The sequence below is a fragment of the Marivita sp. genome, from assembly GCF_017643905.1.
Classification (GTDB): Bacteria; Pseudomonadota; Alphaproteobacteria; order Rhodobacterales; family Rhodobacteraceae; genus Marivita.
Window position 1 is genome coordinate 1 of sequence record NZ_JAEPMO010000100.1, and the last position, 17,622, is coordinate 17,622.

General features: G+C 60.4%; 18 protein-coding genes. 8 read left to right on the forward strand and 10 right to left on the reverse strand.

Annotated features, from left to right (window positions below; genetic code table 11):
- Positions 1-305: 305 nt before the first annotated feature.
- The 8 genes from JJ869_RS15585 to JJ869_RS15620 form a co-directional block, all read right to left on the reverse strand.
- Positions 306-1,124, reverse strand: coding sequence for a substrate-binding domain-containing protein (locus tag JJ869_RS15585; protein WP_292268476.1), 819 nt, complete (start codon positions 1,122-1,124; stop codon positions 306-308).
- Positions 1,125-1,151: 27 nt separating this feature from the next.
- Positions 1,152-1,889 (reverse strand): ATP-binding cassette domain-containing protein, encoded by a 738-nt coding sequence (locus JJ869_RS15590; protein WP_292268478.1) that lies wholly within the window; start codon positions 1,887-1,889, stop codon positions 1,152-1,154.
- A gap of 10 nt (positions 1,890-1,899) precedes the next feature.
- Positions 1,900-2,607: an ABC transporter permease gene (locus tag JJ869_RS15595; RefSeq protein ID WP_292268480.1), complete on the reverse strand. Its 708-nt coding sequence runs from the start codon at positions 2,605-2,607 to the stop codon at positions 1,900-1,902.
- Positions 2,608-2,806: 199 nt separating this feature from the next.
- Positions 2,807-3,526: a GNAT family protein gene (locus JJ869_RS15600; protein ID WP_292268481.1), complete on the reverse strand. Its 720-nt coding sequence runs from the start codon at positions 3,524-3,526 to the stop codon at positions 2,807-2,809.
- Positions 3,527-3,630: 104 nt separating this feature from the next.
- Positions 3,631-5,109, reverse strand: coding sequence for an aldehyde dehydrogenase (locus JJ869_RS15605; RefSeq protein ID WP_292268483.1), 1,479 nt, complete (start codon positions 5,107-5,109; stop codon positions 3,631-3,633).
- A gap of 8 nt (positions 5,110-5,117) precedes the next feature.
- Positions 5,118-6,152: an LLM class flavin-dependent oxidoreductase gene (locus tag JJ869_RS15610; protein WP_292268484.1), complete on the reverse strand. Its 1,035-nt coding sequence runs from the start codon at positions 6,150-6,152 to the stop codon at positions 5,118-5,120.
- Positions 6,153-6,193: 41 nt separating this feature from the next.
- Positions 6,194-6,973 (reverse strand): alpha/beta hydrolase, encoded by a 780-nt coding sequence (locus JJ869_RS15615; protein ID WP_292268485.1) that lies wholly within the window; start codon positions 6,971-6,973, stop codon positions 6,194-6,196.
- Positions 6,945-7,544 carry an amino acid synthesis family protein gene (locus tag JJ869_RS15620; protein WP_292268487.1) on the reverse strand — a complete coding sequence of 200 codons (600 nt, stop codon included), beginning with the start codon at positions 7,542-7,544 and terminating at the stop codon, positions 6,945-6,947. The genes JJ869_RS15615 and JJ869_RS15620 overlap by 29 nt, the downstream gene beginning before the upstream one ends.
- A 106-nt stretch (positions 7,545-7,650) precedes the next feature.
- On the opposite strand from JJ869_RS15620, the gene JJ869_RS15625 reads away from it, so the two are divergent.
- The 3 genes from JJ869_RS15625 to JJ869_RS15635 all read left to right on the forward strand — a co-directional run bounded on the left by JJ869_RS15625 (position 7,651) and on the right by JJ869_RS15635 (position 10,893).
- Positions 7,651-8,493, forward strand: a complete 843-nt coding sequence (locus JJ869_RS15625) for a LysR family transcriptional regulator (RefSeq protein ID WP_292268488.1) — start codon at positions 7,651-7,653, stop codon at positions 8,491-8,493.
- A 122-nt stretch (positions 8,494-8,615) separates the two neighbouring features.
- A complete protein-coding gene (locus tag JJ869_RS15630) occupies positions 8,616-10,232 on the forward strand; it encodes a GMC family oxidoreductase N-terminal domain-containing protein (RefSeq protein WP_292268489.1) in 1,617 nt (538 codons plus the stop codon).
- A gap of 85 nt (positions 10,233-10,317) precedes the next feature.
- Positions 10,318-10,893 (forward strand): peroxidase-related enzyme, encoded by a 576-nt coding sequence (locus JJ869_RS15635; protein ID WP_292268490.1) that lies wholly within the window; start codon positions 10,318-10,320, stop codon positions 10,891-10,893.
- Here JJ869_RS15635 and JJ869_RS15640 read toward each other — a convergent pair.
- Positions 10,881-11,888, reverse strand: coding sequence for a succinylglutamate desuccinylase/aspartoacylase family protein (locus JJ869_RS15640; RefSeq protein WP_292268491.1), 1,008 nt, complete (start codon positions 11,886-11,888; stop codon positions 10,881-10,883). The genes JJ869_RS15635 and JJ869_RS15640 overlap by 13 nt on opposite strands.
- Positions 11,889-12,101: 213 nt before the next feature.
- Between JJ869_RS15640 and JJ869_RS15645 the strand changes: the two genes are divergently transcribed.
- The 4 genes from JJ869_RS15645 to JJ869_RS15660 are packed head-to-tail and all read left to right on the forward strand — an operon-like array spanning position 12,102 to position 15,502.
- A complete protein-coding gene (locus tag JJ869_RS15645) occupies positions 12,102-12,848 on the forward strand; it encodes an amino acid ABC transporter ATP-binding protein (protein WP_292268492.1) in 747 nt (248 codons plus the stop codon).
- Positions 12,849-13,694: an amino acid ABC transporter permease gene (locus tag JJ869_RS15650; RefSeq protein WP_292268493.1), complete on the forward strand. Its 846-nt coding sequence runs from the start codon at positions 12,849-12,851 to the stop codon at positions 13,692-13,694.
- 42 nt (positions 13,695-13,736) lie between these two features.
- Positions 13,737-14,570 carry a transporter substrate-binding domain-containing protein gene (locus tag JJ869_RS15655; protein ID WP_292268494.1) on the forward strand — a complete coding sequence of 278 codons (834 nt, stop codon included), beginning with the start codon at positions 13,737-13,739 and terminating at the stop codon, positions 14,568-14,570.
- A gap of 56 nt (positions 14,571-14,626) precedes the next feature.
- A complete protein-coding gene (locus JJ869_RS15660; RefSeq protein WP_292268495.1) occupies positions 14,627-15,502 on the forward strand; it encodes an amino acid ABC transporter permease in 876 nt (291 codons plus the stop codon).
- Here the strand turns inward: JJ869_RS15660 and JJ869_RS15665 are convergent.
- On the reverse strand, positions 15,499-16,617 hold the full coding sequence (locus JJ869_RS15665; protein ID WP_292268496.1) for a hypothetical protein: 1,119 nt from the start codon (positions 16,615-16,617) through the stop codon (positions 15,499-15,501). The two genes, JJ869_RS15660 and JJ869_RS15665, sit on opposite strands and share 4 nt — an antisense overlap.
- Positions 16,618-16,681: 64 nt before the next feature.
- Between JJ869_RS15665 and JJ869_RS15670 the strand changes: the two genes are divergently transcribed.
- Positions 16,682-17,622: LysR substrate-binding domain-containing protein (locus tag JJ869_RS15670; RefSeq protein ID WP_292268497.1), on the forward strand; the 941-nt coding region annotated here is incomplete at its 3' end.

Here is a 17,622-nt window from a genome sequence, read left to right on the forward strand (position 1 = left end):
CTTCAAGGCCAGCTCGGAGACCGCGAAAAAAAAGAGGAAGGAGACGCCAATGTTGACCCCGTCATGAACCGACCGACATACTGACAGGCGGGTCAAATCTCGATGACAATGCTGGGTCAGTTCTCAGTGACATCCAACACCTTGGCACGACAAAGGCTAGCGCCACGTGCTCACGTGGCGCCGTTCTTTATAACAGCTAGTCTGTGCGCTTCGAACACTGGGTTAGTAGATCGCGAATACAGGTGATCATTCGAAAATTTAACCATCGTCCAACAGAATGCCGCGCGTTGCCCCTGTCTGCACTCTCAGTTGGTTGGGGCGTTCGGGAAAAACAGCTGCTGATCGGCCACCTTGTAACCCGCGATGGCCGTCTGTCCGTCCGCCGAAACCAGCCAATCGGCAAACGTCTGGGCCGCGTCTGCGTTCACACTTGGGCACTTGGCAGGATTGACCGGGATCACGCCATATTGGTTGAACATGTCGTCATCGCCTTCGACACTGATCTGGTAGTCCTGCTTGTTCTCGAAGCTGATCCAGGTTGCGCGGTCGGTCAGAACATAGGCACCCATGCCGATCCCCGTGTTCAGGGTCGCGCCCATGCCTGATCCGGTTTCGCGGTACCATTCGCCGCTGGAGGATGTCGGATCGACCCCGGCGCTGGCCCAGAGCGACATTTCTTTCTTGTGCGTGCCACTATCATCCCCGCGCGAGGCGAACAAGGCGCCGCTGTCCGCGATCTTGGTCAATGCCCCCTGAACATCGTTCATTCCGGCGACACCCGCCGGGTCAGAGCTGGGGCCGACCACGACAAAGTCGTTATACATCAGGTCGATCCGAACCGTTCCAAACCCGTCGGCGACAAATTTCTCTTCCGACGCCTTGGCATGAACCAGCAAGACATCGCCATCGCAGTTCTCGGCATTCTTGATGGCCTGCCCGGTGCCCACGGCGACCACGTTCACCTGAATGCCCGATGTCTCTTTGAACAGCGGCAGGAGATAGTCATAGAGCCCGGAATTGGCTGTCGATGTCGTGGACTGCACAATGATCGAGCTGTCCTGAGCGGATGCCAATCCGGCGATAAATAGCGCCAGTGCAGCTGCTAAAAAACGATGTGAATACATGATGATCCCTGTTTGATAGCGACCGGTTTAGACGACAATTCTGCCGTCGATGTAGTCGCGGGCCGCGGCGCAACGCGGTTCCCGGAAAAACGCCGCCGCCGGGGAATGTTCCCCGATGCGCCCGCGGTGCAGAAACACGACATCGTCCGCCATGCGCCGGGCCTGTCCAACGTCATGAGTCACGAGAACGACGCGCACCCCACGATCCCGTGCGTCAGCAACGATCTTCTCGATGGCCAGGACAGACGCCGGATCAAGGCTTGCCGTCGGCTCGTCCAGAAAAAGAACCTCCGGATCGGTCGCCAAAGCCCGCGCCAAGGCAAGACGCTGCGCCTCGCCTCCCGACAGCAGCCGCGCGGGCTGATTGGCCTTGTGCCGAAGCCCGACATGGTCAAGCAGGTCGTCGCGGCGCGCCATGTTCTTACCGCGCGCCTTGAGAACGAAGTCGATATTCGCAGCAACCGAGCGGCGCAAAAGCACGGGCTTCTGAAACACAAGCGCCTGTCTGGACATCGCATCCTTAGGGTGTACCCCGGCCCACAGAACAGTGCCGGAACTTGGCGTGATCAAACCGTGCATCACCTTGAGCAGCAGGCTCTTGCCCGCGCCGTTCGGTCCCATGATGACCGTGCACCCCGTCGCGCCTAGGTCCAGGCTCACTCCGTCCAGCGCCATCACATTGTCAAAACGCAGACCAACATCGCGCATCACAAGGTCAAGACCCGCCGTCAGCGACGCGGTGCGACTGGACGGGTCAGAACCCATGGTGGCCGCGTCAAACATAGGCTTGCCGCGCCGCCGTCATGCGGACGGATTGCACCGCCGCGTTCACACCCAAAGCAATCACCAGCAGGATGATTCCAAGGGCCAAAGCCAGCGCGAGGTCCCCTTTGGAGGTCTCAAGCGCAATTGCCGTCGTCATCACCCGCGTCAGGTGGTCGATATTGCCACCAACGATGATGACAGCCCCCACTTCGGCCACAGCCCGCCCGAACCCGGCAAGGCCCACCGTCAGCAGCGAATACCGCGCGTCCCAGAGCAAGGCCTGCACGGTCTGCATCCGGGTCAGGCACAGCGACCGGAACTGGTCGGCATATTCGGTGTGCAGGTCTTCGAGAACCTGCCGGGACAAAGCCGCAACAATCGGCGCGATCAGGATGGTCTGCGCAATGATCATCGCCGTCGGAGTATAGAGCAGCCCAAGAAAGCCAAGCGGTCCAGACCGGGACAGGTGCAGGTACACCAACAAGCCAACCACCACCGGCGGCAGCCCCATCAGGGCATTCATCAGGATGAGAACCGCATTGCGCCCCCGGAACTGGCCAATCGCGACAAGTGCCCCAATCGGAAGCCCTATGGCACAAGCGACGATCGTTGCGGTCAGACTGACCCTCAGTGACAAAAGAACGATTTCAAGCAGGTCCGGATCACCGGACAGCACCAGCGCGAAAGCGAGTCCCAGGGCGTCTCCGATGCTTTGCAAAATTTACCCTCAACCTGCATAATTTCCGCTTCCGGAAAATTTACGCAGCTCTATTCGCAAAGATCAAGTCCGCATCACGGTCAAACATGCATTTTGCAGACGCTTTTTTGTATCCCGAGGAAAATTGCACGACGACGCCGTGTATAATTTCCGGAAAAACAACTCGGCCGTGAAACTAAGGTCAAGGCACGACTAACGATCAGCGCGTGCGACGGAGCAGGTCCCAACCGGGGTCCGCGCAGCCATTCGGCACAAATCCTGCAGCCTCGAGCACACGCCGCGACGCGACATTGCCGTCCTTGACCTTGGCGATCAACGCAACCAGCGACGCATCTTCTGCAAAGCACTGCCGGACAAAAGGAACGACCGCCGCACTGGCAAAGCCCTGCTGCCAATACGCGCGGCCAATCCAATAGCTGAGTTCTGAAACGCCGTCTTCCTGTGCGCTATCTAAAGAATGGAGTCGCACTTGGCCGACAGGAACATCGTCGTAAAGGATGGCAAAGACGCTGTGATGCCCTCCATGGTTCGCGATCTCGATCAGGGATTGCGCCATCTCGAGGGTCACAGCACCGGGATAGGGTTCTGGTAGCGTCTCCCACATCTTGGGGTCGTCAAGCAGTTCAACAAGCCGCGGCGCATCCTTCATTTCCCAAGGGCGCAGATGCACATGCAAAGAAACGTTTGTCTGCGCGCGTCCCGTTCTGGGATGCGCGGGGTCAATCACTTCATTCGGGAACAGATCGTCTATCCCCTGCGCCAGCACCCAGCCACATTGCATGGGATCAAAGGCAAGGGGGATGCCGTGGGTCTTGCAAAACTCCAGTTCGTCCGCACCAAGAATTCCATCAGACCGCAAACGGTCCATGTGGAAAGGTCGTCCACACGGCAAAGTCAGTAACTTGTCGTCAGTCAACATTGCACACTCCCGCCCCTGAAAAGGCATTTGGGAGTATTTTTTAAAGTTACAACTGGAATACCTCTTTAATTTTTGCGCAGCGCCATTACAGCGCGCCTGCAGCCTCAGCGCATCACGAACGGATTGGACATGGGTACTTCCGACGTGCTGATCCAGACAGTCTTGGTCCGGGTGTAATCGTGGACGGCTTCAATCCCCGCTTCACGTCCATAGCCCGACTGGTTGAACCCGCCGAAGGGCGCGATGGGCGACACGGCGCGATAGGTGTTCACCCAGCAAATCCCCGCCTTGATCCGCGCCGACACGCGATGCGCGCGGGCGACGTTCTGGGTAAAAACCCCCGACCCCAACCCGAACGGGGTGTCATTGGCCAAGGCGATGGCCTCGTCTTCCGTATCGAACGGCAAGAGAGACATGACGGGCCCAAACATCTCGACCTTGAGCGTTTCTGTACCTGCGTCCGCGCATTTCACCAGCGTTGGGGCCATGTAGTTGCCGGGTCGGTCCAGACGAGCCCCGCCAAACCGGATGTGCGCACCACCTTCGACCGCTGCCGCCAAGGTGGCCTCAATCCGCCTGACCTGCGCCTCGGTGCAAAGCGGACCCACATGCGTCGCCGCCTCCAGCGGGTCGCCGATCACAACGCCCGCCATCTTCGCCTCGATCCGCGCGATCAGGTCGTCCATCACCGACCGATGCACAAGCCCACGACTGCCCGCGACGCAACTTTGGCCCGACGCGCCGAAATTGCCCGCGATCAGCCCGTTGGCAGCACCGTCGAGATCGGCATCCTCGAACACGAGGATCGGGGATTTCCCGCCCAGCTCCAGCGTCGTCACGGCGAAATTCTCGGCCGAATTGCGCACCACGTGCCGCGCGGTTTCCGGCCCGCCGGTAAAGGCGATCCTGTCCACATCGGGATGACGCGTCAGCGGGATCGCGCAATTCTCCGCGTCCCCGGTGATCACCGACACCACACCGGGCGGAAAGCCCGCCTGCTCGATCAACCGCGCGAATTCCAGCATCGGCGCAGGCGCGATTTCCGACGCTTTGAGCACCACCGTACACCCCGCCGCCAAGGCCGGACCCAGTTTGGTTGCGGTCAGGAACATCTGCGCGTTCCACGGCACGATAGCCACCACGACACCAATCGGTTCACGACGGGTGAAGACATGCATCTCCGGCTTGTCGATGGGCAGAACCGCGCCTTCGATCTTGTCGGCCAGACCGGCATAATAGCGATAGTAATCCGCGACATAGCCGGTCTGGCTTACCGTTTCCGCAAGAAGCTTGCCGCTGTCGGTGGTTTCGATCCGACCGATCTCCTGCGCATGTTTCGCAATCAGATCCGCCAGACGATAGAGCAGCTTGCCCCGCTGCGTCTGCGTCATACCCCGCCACGCCGGATCATTCAGCGCCCGCTTTGCCGCCCCAATTGCACGGTCCACATCGCCCGCATCCGCACAGGCAAAGGTCGCCCAATCCGCGCCCGTCGCAGGGTTCTGCGACCGCATCACCTGCCCGCTTCCCCCTTCCGTCCAAACGCCGTCGATGAAAAGCGGATAATGCGGTAACTGGGTCATAACATCCCTCACTGAAAGGCCGGCATCACATCGTCGATGAAGCGCGCCAGCGACGCGCGTTTGCGCTCGAAACTCATGCCGCTGTCGATCCAGAACGAATATTCGTCATACCCCAGATCCTCGTATGCCTTGATCCGATCCACAACCTGATCCGCTGTCCCTATGGTCAGGTCGCGCGCCATATTCTCGGGCGCCATCAATGCGTTTGCCGCCATCTCATCCTCGGTGAGCGGTTCGATCAAGCCCTGACTGACCGGGCGCTTGTTATGGAACCATGCCCCGAAATAGCAGTAAAAGCGCGACAATTCCTTGGCCGCAACCGCCACATCTGCCTCATCGGGCCCCACATATGTATGGTGCAACAGCATGATTTTCGGACGCGGCCCGTCATAGCTGGCACAGGCGGCGTTGAAGCGGCCCATCAGGGTTTCGATCTCTTCCATACCCATCCACAGCGGCGTGACCTGGATGTTGAACCCGTTATGCACGCCGAACTCATGGCTGTTCGGATCGCGCGCGGCAATCCAAATGGGCGGGCCATCGGGCTGAACAGGTTTCGGGGCTGATGTGGTCGCCGGGAACTGGAAGAACTCACCTTCATGGGCACAATCCCCGGCCCAAAGCTTTCGCAGCAAAGGCGTGATTTCCCGCATGCGCTGCCCGGCTTCCCAAGCATCCATGCCGGGCCGCAGGCGTTCATATTCGTAGGAATAGGCCCCCCGCGCGATGCCCAACTCGATCCGTCCGCCGGTCAGCAGGTCCGCCGACGCGGCCTCTCCCGCCAGTTTGATCGGATGCCAGAAAGGCGCAATCACCGTGCCTGTTCCCAGCCGCACGTTCTTTGTATGGTGCGCGATATTCACCAAGGACATCAGGGGGTTCGGCGCAATGGTGAACTCCATCCCGTGATGCTCACCTGTCCAGACCGCCCGCATCCCGGCTTCATCCGCCATCTTGCACAGCGCGATGAACTCTTCGTTCAACTGGTCATGCGGTTGGTCCGGCGTCAGGCGTTCCATGTGCACGAAAAGCGAGAACTCCATGTCTCAGGTCCTTTCAAAGAAGAGAGCGATTTCAGCCGGGGTCACGACAGCACCTCGGCGGCAAAATCCAACAGTGCCGCGTTGACCACCTCGGGATGGGTCATGGGCATCATATGCGCCGCATCCGGAACGAGGATCGCGCGGCCGTGCGGCGCAAGAGCCGCCATCGCCTCGGACATCGCGGGGGTCGAGTTCAGCTCCAGAGCGCCGGTCATGAACAGTGCGGGGCAGAACAGACGCGCCAAATCCGCGCGGCGCGGGCCGGGATTGTGGGCAAAGGCGGTATAAGCGGCTTTGTAGCCCGCGGGTGTCACGGAGCAGAGCCAGTCTTCGCAAGCCAAGCGTTCGGGAGAGTCGTCGGGGCCGAACCAGCGATCCAACGCTCCTGTCGGGTCGGCCACGGATACCCCGTCCAACTCCGCCGCACGCGCCTGCACCGCGCGCGCTGCTTCGGGGCTCCGCTCGAAAACCGCATTCAGCGCAACGACGCCCCTCACCCGATCCGGTGCCCGCACCGCCAGATCCAGCGCGATCATCGCCCCCATCGAATGGCCGACAACCATCGCAGGGCCGTCGACGGCGGCCAGCACCGCATCGGCATAGTCCGACACACGGCTCATCTCCGACCGAACCGCGCTTTCCCCATGCCCCGGCATGTCGAACGCGGTGACGTGATACGCTGCAGCCAAAGCGTCGATCTGCCGGTTCCACGCCTCGGACCGAAGGCCCACGCCGTGCAACAGCACGATCTGCGCGCCCTCGCCCGCCTCGATCGCGGCAAGGCCCGCCCGATCAGACCGCGGCCGGGTTGTCCAGGTCATGGCCCAAGTCCTTGAGGTCCTGATAGCGGTCGCCAATCCGGTGATGCGGACGCCCCGAGGTGGCTCCACCCAGCACGACGACAATCTCATCCGCGCGCGGCGCGTCCGGTATAGCAAACTGGATGGTCAGGTAGTGCGACCGCCGCCCGGCATCGTTCTTGTCCATCAGCGGCACCATGATCGGCGCATTCGCCGGGCCGCGCGTGTTGGTGAAGGCAAGGTAGGACTTGGCACCGACCGCCTGCCGATAGAAATTTCCGAACCTCAGCGTGTGGATCAGGCCCGAGGCATGTTCGACCTCGCCATCCAGACCCACCACCGCCGCCTTGCCATAGGCTTCAATCGCCTCGCCACCCCCGGCCAGCCGCAACATCCGCTCGGTCAGCATCTCGCCCAGAACCGGCCCGTAGGCGCGAATCTCGGGAGTCAGGTCTTCGACGTATCGCCCCGCCCACGGGTTCCGAACAACGGCGGCCACGGCGAACATGCGCCACGGCGTTTCGGCGACTTTGAACCCTTCGATCAGCACCTCTTCATCATAGGTCACGATCTTGCGGATCTCTGGTGTCATGTTGGTCTCCTGTTCGCTGTCGGCGACAGTAGAAACCGGCAAAATCTTTGACAAACGAATGAATTGGAGGGCTAGGTATTAAAAAGAGTAATGACTGATTTGACCCATGGCGAAATCGCTCCCACCCTTGACATGGTTCCGCTCATTCGAAGCGGCGGCCCGGCATCTGAGCTTTACCGCCGCAGCGGAAGAAATCGGCCTCACCCAATCCGCCGTGAGCCAGCAGGTGAAGTCGCTGGAACTGCGCATGCGCGTGCCGCTCTTCGTCCGCCAAGCGCGGGGGCTGATGCTCACCGATGACGGGCGACGGCTTCTGCCCGAGATCAGCGCAGCGCTTGATGCACTAGCGGGTGCGGCAAGCCGGTTCGAAGCCGGACCGGTGGAAAACCTGCTGACCGTCGCCACCTCGGTCAGTGTCGCGCAATGGGTGATCGCCCCGCGCCTGCCCGACTTCACCGCACGTCATCCGAACATCCGCCTGCGCTTTCTCAGCGCGATCTGGCCGGATGATTTCCACTCGGCCCGTGCCGATGTCGAAATCCGGTTCGGATCATCGAAGCAAGCCGGGCGACACGCAGAGCCGCTGCACCCCAACAACCTGATCGCGCTGAAATCCCCTGCCCTCAACGGCACTCTTGACACGCTGCCTCTGATCGAAGCCGTTGGCACCTCGAGCGGCTGGCGCGCGTGGTCAGACAAACTCGGCGGGCATCGCCAGCCGTCGCTGTTTGCCGACACCTACGGTATGGCGCTGCAACTGGCGGCACATGGCAACGGTGTTGCTCTTGTCAGCGCGGTGCTGGCCGGGCATGCGCTTGCGTCAGGAATGGTCGAACGCGCGCATCCGGCGTCGATCCCAAGCCAGGAAGGCTATTTTCTGTCGATTGCCGAACCCAGCCACGCGGCCACACAGTTCCGGTCCTGGCTGATGGAGCAGTTGCCAAAATGACAAACGCCTCACTTTCGATGGCTTGCGCGACCGGAATGATCCATCTAACGCTGTGCCACTGACGATCCCGCATCATCCGAGATCGTTGCAGGATCTCGGCACGCGACCAACGGAGGATTGGCTTGGACGCATTTGATTTCGTGATCGTCGGGGCCGGGTCGGCCGGATCGGTGCTGGCCAACCGGTTGACGGCTTCCGGCAAATACACCGTGCTTCTTCTCGAAGCCGGTGGGTCCTACAAGACCCCGCTCGTCCAGATTCCCATCGGCTACGGCAAGATCTTCTACGACGCCAAGGTCAATTGGAAATACGTCACGGAACCCGATCCCAATCTCGACAATCGCCCGATCTACTGGCCGCGCGGAAAAGTGCTGGGCGGGTCAAGCTCGATCAACGCGATGGTCTATGTGCGCGGGCACCAGAATGATTACGCCGAATGGAACGCCGCCGCCCCTGGCTGGGGCTGGAGCGATGTGGAGCCGCTGTTTCGCCGCATGGAGAACTGGGACGGCGCGCCAAGCCCGGCGCGGGGCACGGGTGGCCCACTGGCGGTGCATGATGTCCTGCCCGAGGTGCATCCCCTCACCCGCATCTATCTTGAAGCGGCTGCTCAGGCCGGGTTTCCGACGAACCCGGATTACAACGGTTCCGACATGGAGGGGGCGACCACCTACCAGATCACCACGAAGGGTGGCTTCCGCGCCTCTGCCGCGCGCTGCTACCTCGATCCTGCACGCAAGCGTCCTAACCTTGAGATCCGCACGCGCGCACATGTGACCCGCGTTCTGTTCGACGGCACCCGCGCCATCGGTGTCGAATACCGCCACAAGGGCCAGACCAAGACCGCCCGCGCCCGGGCCGAGGTGATCCTTTCTGGCGGTGCGATCAATTCACCGCAATTGTTGCAACTGTCGGGCATCGGGCCGGGACAGGTGTTGCAGGACCACGGCATTGACGTACTGCTTGAGGCACCGCAGGTGGGTCGGAACCTTCAGGACCATCTCGGCAGCGACAACCTCTATGTCTCCAAAGTCGCCAGCCTCAATCAAGAGCTGGGGCCGCTGCTGGGCAAGATGAAAGTCGCGCTGCACTATGCGCTGAAACGCAAGGGGCCCCTGTCGCTGAGCCTCAATCAGGGCGGCGGGTTCATCCGCGTGCGGGAAGACTCCCCCAGCCCCGACCTGCAACTCTACTTTTCGCCGGTCAGCTACACCCGTGCGCCCGTCGGCGTGCGGCCCTTGATGAGCCCTGACCCCTTCCCCGGTCTGCTGATTGGCTTCAACCCCTGCAAGCCGACCAGTGTCGGGCATCTGCAAATCCGGTCGCCCGACCCGTTTGTGGCCCCGGAAATGCACCCGAATTACCTCTCGACCGAATATGACCGCACGCTGATGCTGGCTGGCACCAAACTGATGCGCAAGATTGCGGGCACGCAGGCAATGAGCGCTGTGGTCGACAGCGAATTGCTGCCGGGTGCCCAGGTCGATAATGACGCCGCCATCGAGGCTTACATCCGAAAGACAGCCTGGACCGTGTTCCACCAATGCTCCACCTGTCGGATGGGCACCGATCCCGCGACTTCTGTTGTTGACCCACGCCTAAGGGTGCGCGGCATCGACGGATTGCGGGTGGCCGACGCGTCGATTTTTCCGTCCATTCCCACCGGGAACACCAATGCGCCCGCGATCATGGTTGGCGAAAAGGCTTCGGACCTGATCCTCGAAGATGCGCGCGGGTGAATACGGACCTGACCAAAGGGTCTCGCCGGAACTGTGCCGAGCAGACTATAGTTCGCAAAGCCTGCACTGAACAAAGGAGCCTGCGATGACAGCATGGATCGAAATGATCTCGGACGAAGACGCCTCACCCCGTCTGAAAGAGCTTCTGGATCAGGCGCGCACCCCGCACGGGACCGTCGACACCGTGATGCGTGTGCATTCGCTGCGCCCTGAAACCATGCACGGGCATGTGGCGCTTTATCGGTCGGTGCTGCATTCCGACGACAACAAACTGCCGTTCTGGTTTCTGGAAGTGGTGGCCAGCTACACGTCGATCCTGAACGATTGCACCTATTCGCTCACGCATCACTTCATGAACGTGCGCAACCTGATCAAGGACCAGCCCCGGTCCGACCGCATCTTTACGGCGCTCAAGGCGCACCGGCCCGAAGATGAATTCGACGGCAAGGAACTGGCGCTGCTGCGCTACGCGGCGAAACTGACGGTGTCGGTTGGCAAGATGGTCAAGTCGGATTTCGAGGCGCTCAAGATCGCGGGTTGCGATGACGGAGAGATCCTCGAAGTCAATCAGGTCTGCGCTTACTTCAATTATTCCAACCGCTTGCTGAACGGCCTTGGAGCGACGACAGACGGCGATATCGTGGGCTATTACAAAGCCTGATCCACGTCCTGCACGACCAGAAGCAGCATCTCGCCGCGTCGAACCATCCCGCGATTGGTGTGAGCCAATATCATCCCGTCCTGCGGCACAGTAAGGCGCACCGAGGGGCGTTCGGGTTCCGTGACATGATGGAACCACCCGGCAAAATCGCCCGCCGCCACGTCCTGCCCCGCGCTTAGCGCACGATCGAACAGGCCCTCGGATGAAGCATAAAGCGACGCGCGGGGGTCACGGATTTCGACAACTCGGGGTTTGGGTGGGTGATGCACAGCGCCATCGACCATCCCCAGATGGCGCAGGATGTTCCAGACCCCCGCCTCGGCCTGATCGGTGATACCCGGGTCGACCCCACCGCCGCCGCCAAGTTCCGTGGCGATCATGGGAACACCGGCTCGGTCTGCAGCGGCGTTCACCGACCGATTGTCGTTATGCGCGCCCAGACGCCAGACAAGCGGCAAGCCGAACAGGTGGGCAAGCTCCATATTTTTCGCCGCCAGAACAGGGTCTTCGGTCAAAGTCGGCAAGGCGCAGGGCTGGAAGAACGACGCTTTCCCGCCAGAATGCAGATCAATCGCCGCATCACAAAGCGGCAGGATCTCGGTTTCCAGAAACTGCGCAATCATCGCGGTCGGACCGCCGTCGCGGTCGCCGGGAAAGGCGCGGTTCAAGTTCGCACCGTCCAGCGGCGACACCCGCGATGACGCGGAAACAGCGGGCATGTTCAACGCGGGAAAGGCGATGATCTGACCGCGCAGATCGGATGGATCAAGCGCGTGAATCACCCGCATGATCGCTGCAGGACCTTCGTATTCGTCGCCATGCGTGCCGCCGACCAAGAGCAGCACAGGCCCGTCCGTGCCCTTGACCGAAACAACCGGGATCGGGTGATAACCCAGCGGATTGCTGTTGTCGGACCAGCGCAGCATTGCATCCCCGACCTGTCGACCAGGGGCCGACACATCAATCGTCAGTGAAATCCGGCTCTTGGGACTCATCGCAAAACCACGCCTTTCTGGGTCAGGCCGTCAGAAGACGTCGAAACAGGGTAAACATCAACCATAGCTGGCGGAAACGACCGATCAGAATTGCAGCATTCGCTTTGTCAAAGCCGCCCGCACAAAGATGTTCCAAAACTTTGTCTTGCACCTGCAAGGACTTCCTTGGTTTGATGGTTACAGCCACTGGGGAATTTTAGATGTCTGCTTTGCATGTCGGATAGCGCGCCGATCATCACATTTGACCATGTCGATAAGTTCTACGGCGACTTCCACGCCCTCAAGGACATCTCGATCAGCGTCCGTGAAGGCGAGCGTATGGTGGTGTGTGGCCCGTCCGGGTCGGGCAAATCCACGCTCATTCGCTGCATCAACGGGCTTGAGTTTCACAATTCCGGGGTTCTGACCGTCGACGGGGTCGAGGTCTACGAGGACTCAAAACATATCTACCGGCTGCGGCAAGAAGTCGGGATGGTGTTCCAGCAGTTCAACCTCTTTCCGCACCTGACCGTTCTGGAAAACCTCACCATCGGTCCGATCAAGGTTCGCAAGGTCTCCCCCTCTGAGGCGGAACGCACCGCGCGCAAATACCTTGAACGGGTCCGGATTCCCGAACAGGCCGACAAATACCCGTCCGCCCTGTCCGGCGGGCAGCAGCAGCGCGTGGCGATTGCCCGGTCGCTTTGCATGGAAAGCCGGATCATGCTGTTCGATGAACCCACCTCGGCGCTTGATCCAGAAATGATCAACGAGGTGTTGGATGTGATGGTCGAACTGGCCGACACCGGCATGACGATGGTCGTTGTCACCCACGAGATGGGGTTTGCCCGCAAAGTCGCGGACACGATGGTGTTCATGGACGCAGGCGAGATTGTCGAGACCGCCCCGCCCGACGTTTTCTTCACCAACCCGGCCAGTGCCCGGTGTCGCGCGTTCCTTGACCAAATCCTGGACCACTAGATGAGCATCGCCGAGCCATCATACACCGCCAAGGGCCGGGCACTTCCACAGCGACAGCCGATCGCCAAAGCCATCGACTCCGTCACGTTTGCGATCATCGCCTACACGGCCATCATCGGCGGCATCGTCTGGCTGGCCTATAGCGGCGCGCAGGCGATGGGATATAACTGGCAGTGGTATCGCATTCCGCAATATTTCTACACGTTCACCGATGATGGCTTCCAATGGGGCGAGATCAGTGTCGGACTGGTCAAAACGCTGACCCTGTCCAGCATCGCCTTCGCCTTGGCGGTCGTGATGGGCCTGATCGTGGCGCTGCTGCGCCTGTCGGGGCTGGTGGTCTGCACGGCGGTTTCTGTCGCCTTCCTCGAACTGATCCGCAACATCCCGCTTTTGGTGCTGCTCTACCTTTTCTACTACGTGCTTGGCCCGATCTTCGGCTTTGACCGCTACTGGGCCAGCATCCTCTGCCTCGCTGTCTTCCATTCCGTCCTGATCTCCGAGATTTTCCGCGCCGGGATCAACGCGGTGGCCAAAGGCCAGTGGGAGGCCGCAACCTCCATCGGCATGTCAAAGGGGCAAGCCTATCGCTACATCATCTTGCCCCAATCCATTCGCTTCATGCTGCCGCCGATGACCGGCGAGGTCGTTCATATGGTCAAATCCTCGGCCATCGTCAGCGTGATTGCCGTGGCCGAGCTGACCACCATCGGGCGGAACATCATCTCGGAAACCTATATGAGTTTTGAAGTCTGGTTCACCATTGCCGCTGTCTACATGGCGGTGACGTTGATCCTGTCCGTTGGCGTGTCGTTTGTCGAAAAACGCTACGCCGTTGATACATAACCCGCGCTCTCAAGGCGCACATTCTGAACAGGGAGTTCATCCATGAATATCACCAGAAGATTTCTAGGCGCCGCCCTTGGCGCGACGCTGGCTGCAACAGCAGCGCTGCCAGCCTTAGCGCAGAGCACGGCACAGGACATCGCCAGTGCAAGCGTGATCGAAGCGATCAAGGAACGCGGTGTCATCAAGATCGGCCTGTCGCTGTTCAAGCCGTGGTCGATGCGTGACTTGAATGGCGAATTGATCGGGTTCGAGCTTGATGTGGGTCGTCAATTGGCAGAAGACATGGGCGTCGAGGTGGAATTTGTCCCGACCTCGTGGGATGGGATTATCCCAGCGCTCGTGTCGGGCAATTTCGACACGATCATCAGCGGCATGACCGTCACACCGCAGCGCAACCTGACGGTCAACTTCACCATCCCCTACGCCTATTCGGGCATGACCATCCTTGCCAACACGGCGATGACAGAGGGCTTCACGCTTGAGGATTACAACAGCCCCGATGTGACCTTTGCAGCCCGTCGCGGGGCCACACCCGCCACCGTAATCGCGGATATGTTCCCCGAAGCGCAATTGCTACTGTTCGATGAGGACGGCGCTGCAACACAGGAAGTGCTGAACGGCAATGCACACGCGACCATGGCGTCCGAGCCCACCCCGTCAAGCGAAGCACGCCGTTATCCCGACGTGCTGAACGTGCCGTTCAACCAGGCATTTCAGGCCGGTGGTGAAGGCTTTGCCGTCCGCAAGGGCGACCCCGACGCGCTTGCCTATTTCAACAGCTGGATCACCGCCAAGACCAACACCGGTTGGTTGAAAGCACGCCATGATTACTGGTTCCGTGGCAATGACTGGGCCGATCAGGTTCCTGAATAATCAATGCTTTGCCCCCCGGCCCGGCACTGGGGGGCAGATTTGCAAAGGCCAGTGATGTGCTGAACAAACTGAAAAAACTGCATTGGCTCGACTGGCTTGTTTTGGCCGTGGTGCTGGCGTTCTTCGGCTACATCTGGTGGAAAATCGAAGGCACGCTGAACTACAATTGGCGCTGGCACCTGATCCCCAACTACATTCTGCGCTTCCACACCGAACGCGAGGAATGGTTCGCCAATGTCCTGCTGCAAGGGTTGATCGCGACCATCCGGATCTCGATTTACGCCAGCATCCTTGCGGTCATTCTGGGCACAATCCTTGGCATCGCGCGCTGCGCCAAGAACCTCACGATCCGCATGCTGGCGCGCACCTATCTGGAATTCCTGCGCAATATCCCACCCGTCGTGGTGATCTTCATCTTTTTCTTCTTCCTGTCCCAACAACTCATCACAGCGCTCAATATCGAAAGCTGGGCGCGCGAGATTGCCCGCTCCGAGAACCGCGCCGTGTGGGAGTTTTTCTTTGGCGACATGCGTCGCTTTCCTTCGCTCATCTCGGGTGTGATCGTACTTGCGCTGTTCGAAAGCGCCTTTGTCGGCGAAATCGTCCGCGCGGGCATTCAGTCGATCCCCAAAGGCCAGCGCGAGGCGGCGCGGTCCATCGGCATGAGCCGGTATCAGGAAATGCGCTACGTCGTACTTCCACAGGCGATGCACAAGGTTGTGCCGCCCATGGCAAACCAGTTCATCACCCTGATCAAGGACAGCGCGATCATCTCGTTGATCTCGGTACAGGAACTCACGTTTAAGACCGTTGAACTGGTGGCGTCAACGCGCCTGATCTTCGAGGCGTGGATCACCACTGCGGCGTTCTACTTCGTGATCTGTTTCGGATTGTCGATGCTGTTCCGCAGGCTGGAAAACCGAAAAACCTAGGACGCCGCCTCGAGCAGCGCCGGGCCATCAGACATCGCGCGCCAAGCCGCCAAACCGACATGAGCGTCCGGATGCGCAAACACGGCCGCCGCATCAGGATAGCGGTCCAGAATGGCTTGCCCGCCCGCAAGACGCGAGGGATGGAACACGCCGTTTTCCCACACAGGAACACCGTCCATCCAGATGGTGGGGTCCAACACATTCCACGAAATCTCTCCCGGCGCATAGGCACCGCAGGTGTGGAAATGCAGGATGCGGGGATTGCCAAATGCGGCACCGCCCCACCGTTCGTAATTCGCCCGGGCCTCTCGCCGATAGCCGCAGCCCGGATGGATGCCCGCATGCCACGAATGGACGAAGTTGCGGTCTATGCCCAAGATACCCGAAATCCGGTCATAATGCGCATTGGCCGCAGCCACGTCGCGCGCACATCCGTCAAAACCGACCAATCGGCCCTGCTCCAGATAGGCCATCACCGGACCATCGAATTCAAGCGTGTAATCGTCGTAGTATTGCGACCCGGTGCCTGTGAGGAACCCGCAAAGGGCGACGCGTCCCGAAAAGCTTTGCGCCGGGACAGGTTTGAACACCGACATCGGAAAGCGCGACACCGTGGTGTCCCCTGCATCCGCGTGCGGCATCTCTGGCGTGCCAACAACATCCGTACCGTTTGGGCATGTCACCCGTACGGTTGCGGCGCTCGAGAGCGCGCCCGTCACACAGTCTTTCAGCGCGACAAAGGCACCATACGAGGTTGTCCCGAACCCAGAGCCAAGCAAATCGTCATCCAGCGCAAAGCAGACCACAATCCGCTTGTCCTTGGGCATGTCGCAGAAGCGCAGTTGGTCGCCGAGACGCGCGAGAAAGACAACTATATCGACCTTGTCCATCTGCGCCCGCAGCGCGTCAGAAAGACGGGTCACATGCGGATCGAACCCCACATTGACCGTCTTGACGATCAACCCCATCTCGTGGGCCAAGCGCCCCACGGCATTGAGAACGGACGCGTCGAAATAGCCGTATTCGGCAGGTTCATAGGCCAGTAGAACACGCTCCCCGCGCCGCGCACCCGCGCAGTTCGCCAACATGTTCCATGCCCCTGCCATCGCCGTCATGACTGCGCCTCCTGTCACAAAAACGTTAAAATCAGCGCGTGCAGGTCACCAATTGAAAGCTCGCATGAATGTCATTAGTCTGGCTAATATGATCTTGAACCTTCCCTTTGCCGCACTAAGAGCCTTCGAGGCCGTTGCCCGCCACGGCAGTTTTTCCGAAGCGGCGGATGAATTGGGCGTCGGCCAGAGCGCTGTCAGTCAGCATGTCAAAGCGCTCGAAGAATGGTTGGGTCACGATCTGATCACCCGCGGCCCGAAACGGTCCCTGCCCACCCGCGATGGCGCGCGACTAGCGCTGAGCATCGCCAAAGGATTGGGCCACATTTCGGAGGTCTGCGAAGACATCCGCGACAAGCGGCGCGACGACCACACCATCGTTATCAGCTGCCATCCCGGCTTTGCCTTTATCTGGTTGTTCCCGCGCCTGATGAGCTTTGATCGGGCGCACCCGGAATTTGCCATCTCGATCACCACCGACACCGGATTGCGAGGAGTGGCGCGGGCCGAGGCGGACATTGCAATCCGCTACGGCACCGGCGATTTTCCCGGCTACACCGCCATCCAGCTGATGCCCGAAACGTTGTCGCCGGTCTGTGCGCCAAGCCTTTTGAACGGCTCGAAACCCTTGCGCCGGATTGCTGATCTGACATTTCACACCCAGATCCGCGACGAATTTGCGCCCACCACAACCGACCTGCCCACATGGGAATACTGGGCCCGCGAAACGGGGCAAAGCCTGCCAACACCGGCGCGGATCCGCAGTTTCGCGCAGTCGAACATGGTGGTGCAATCCGCCATTCAAGGCGATGGCATTGCGATGGGCCGAAGCCCCTTGGTGATGGACGCGCTGCGGGACGGGCGTTTGGTACAGCCCTTTTCGCAAACGGCACAATCCCCGTTGAATTACTGGTTGGTGTATCCCGACGACCAACGCCGGGCGCGCAAGATCATGCTGTTTCTGGACTGGATCATCACCGAGGCACGCAACCAGTCGCGTCAACATGC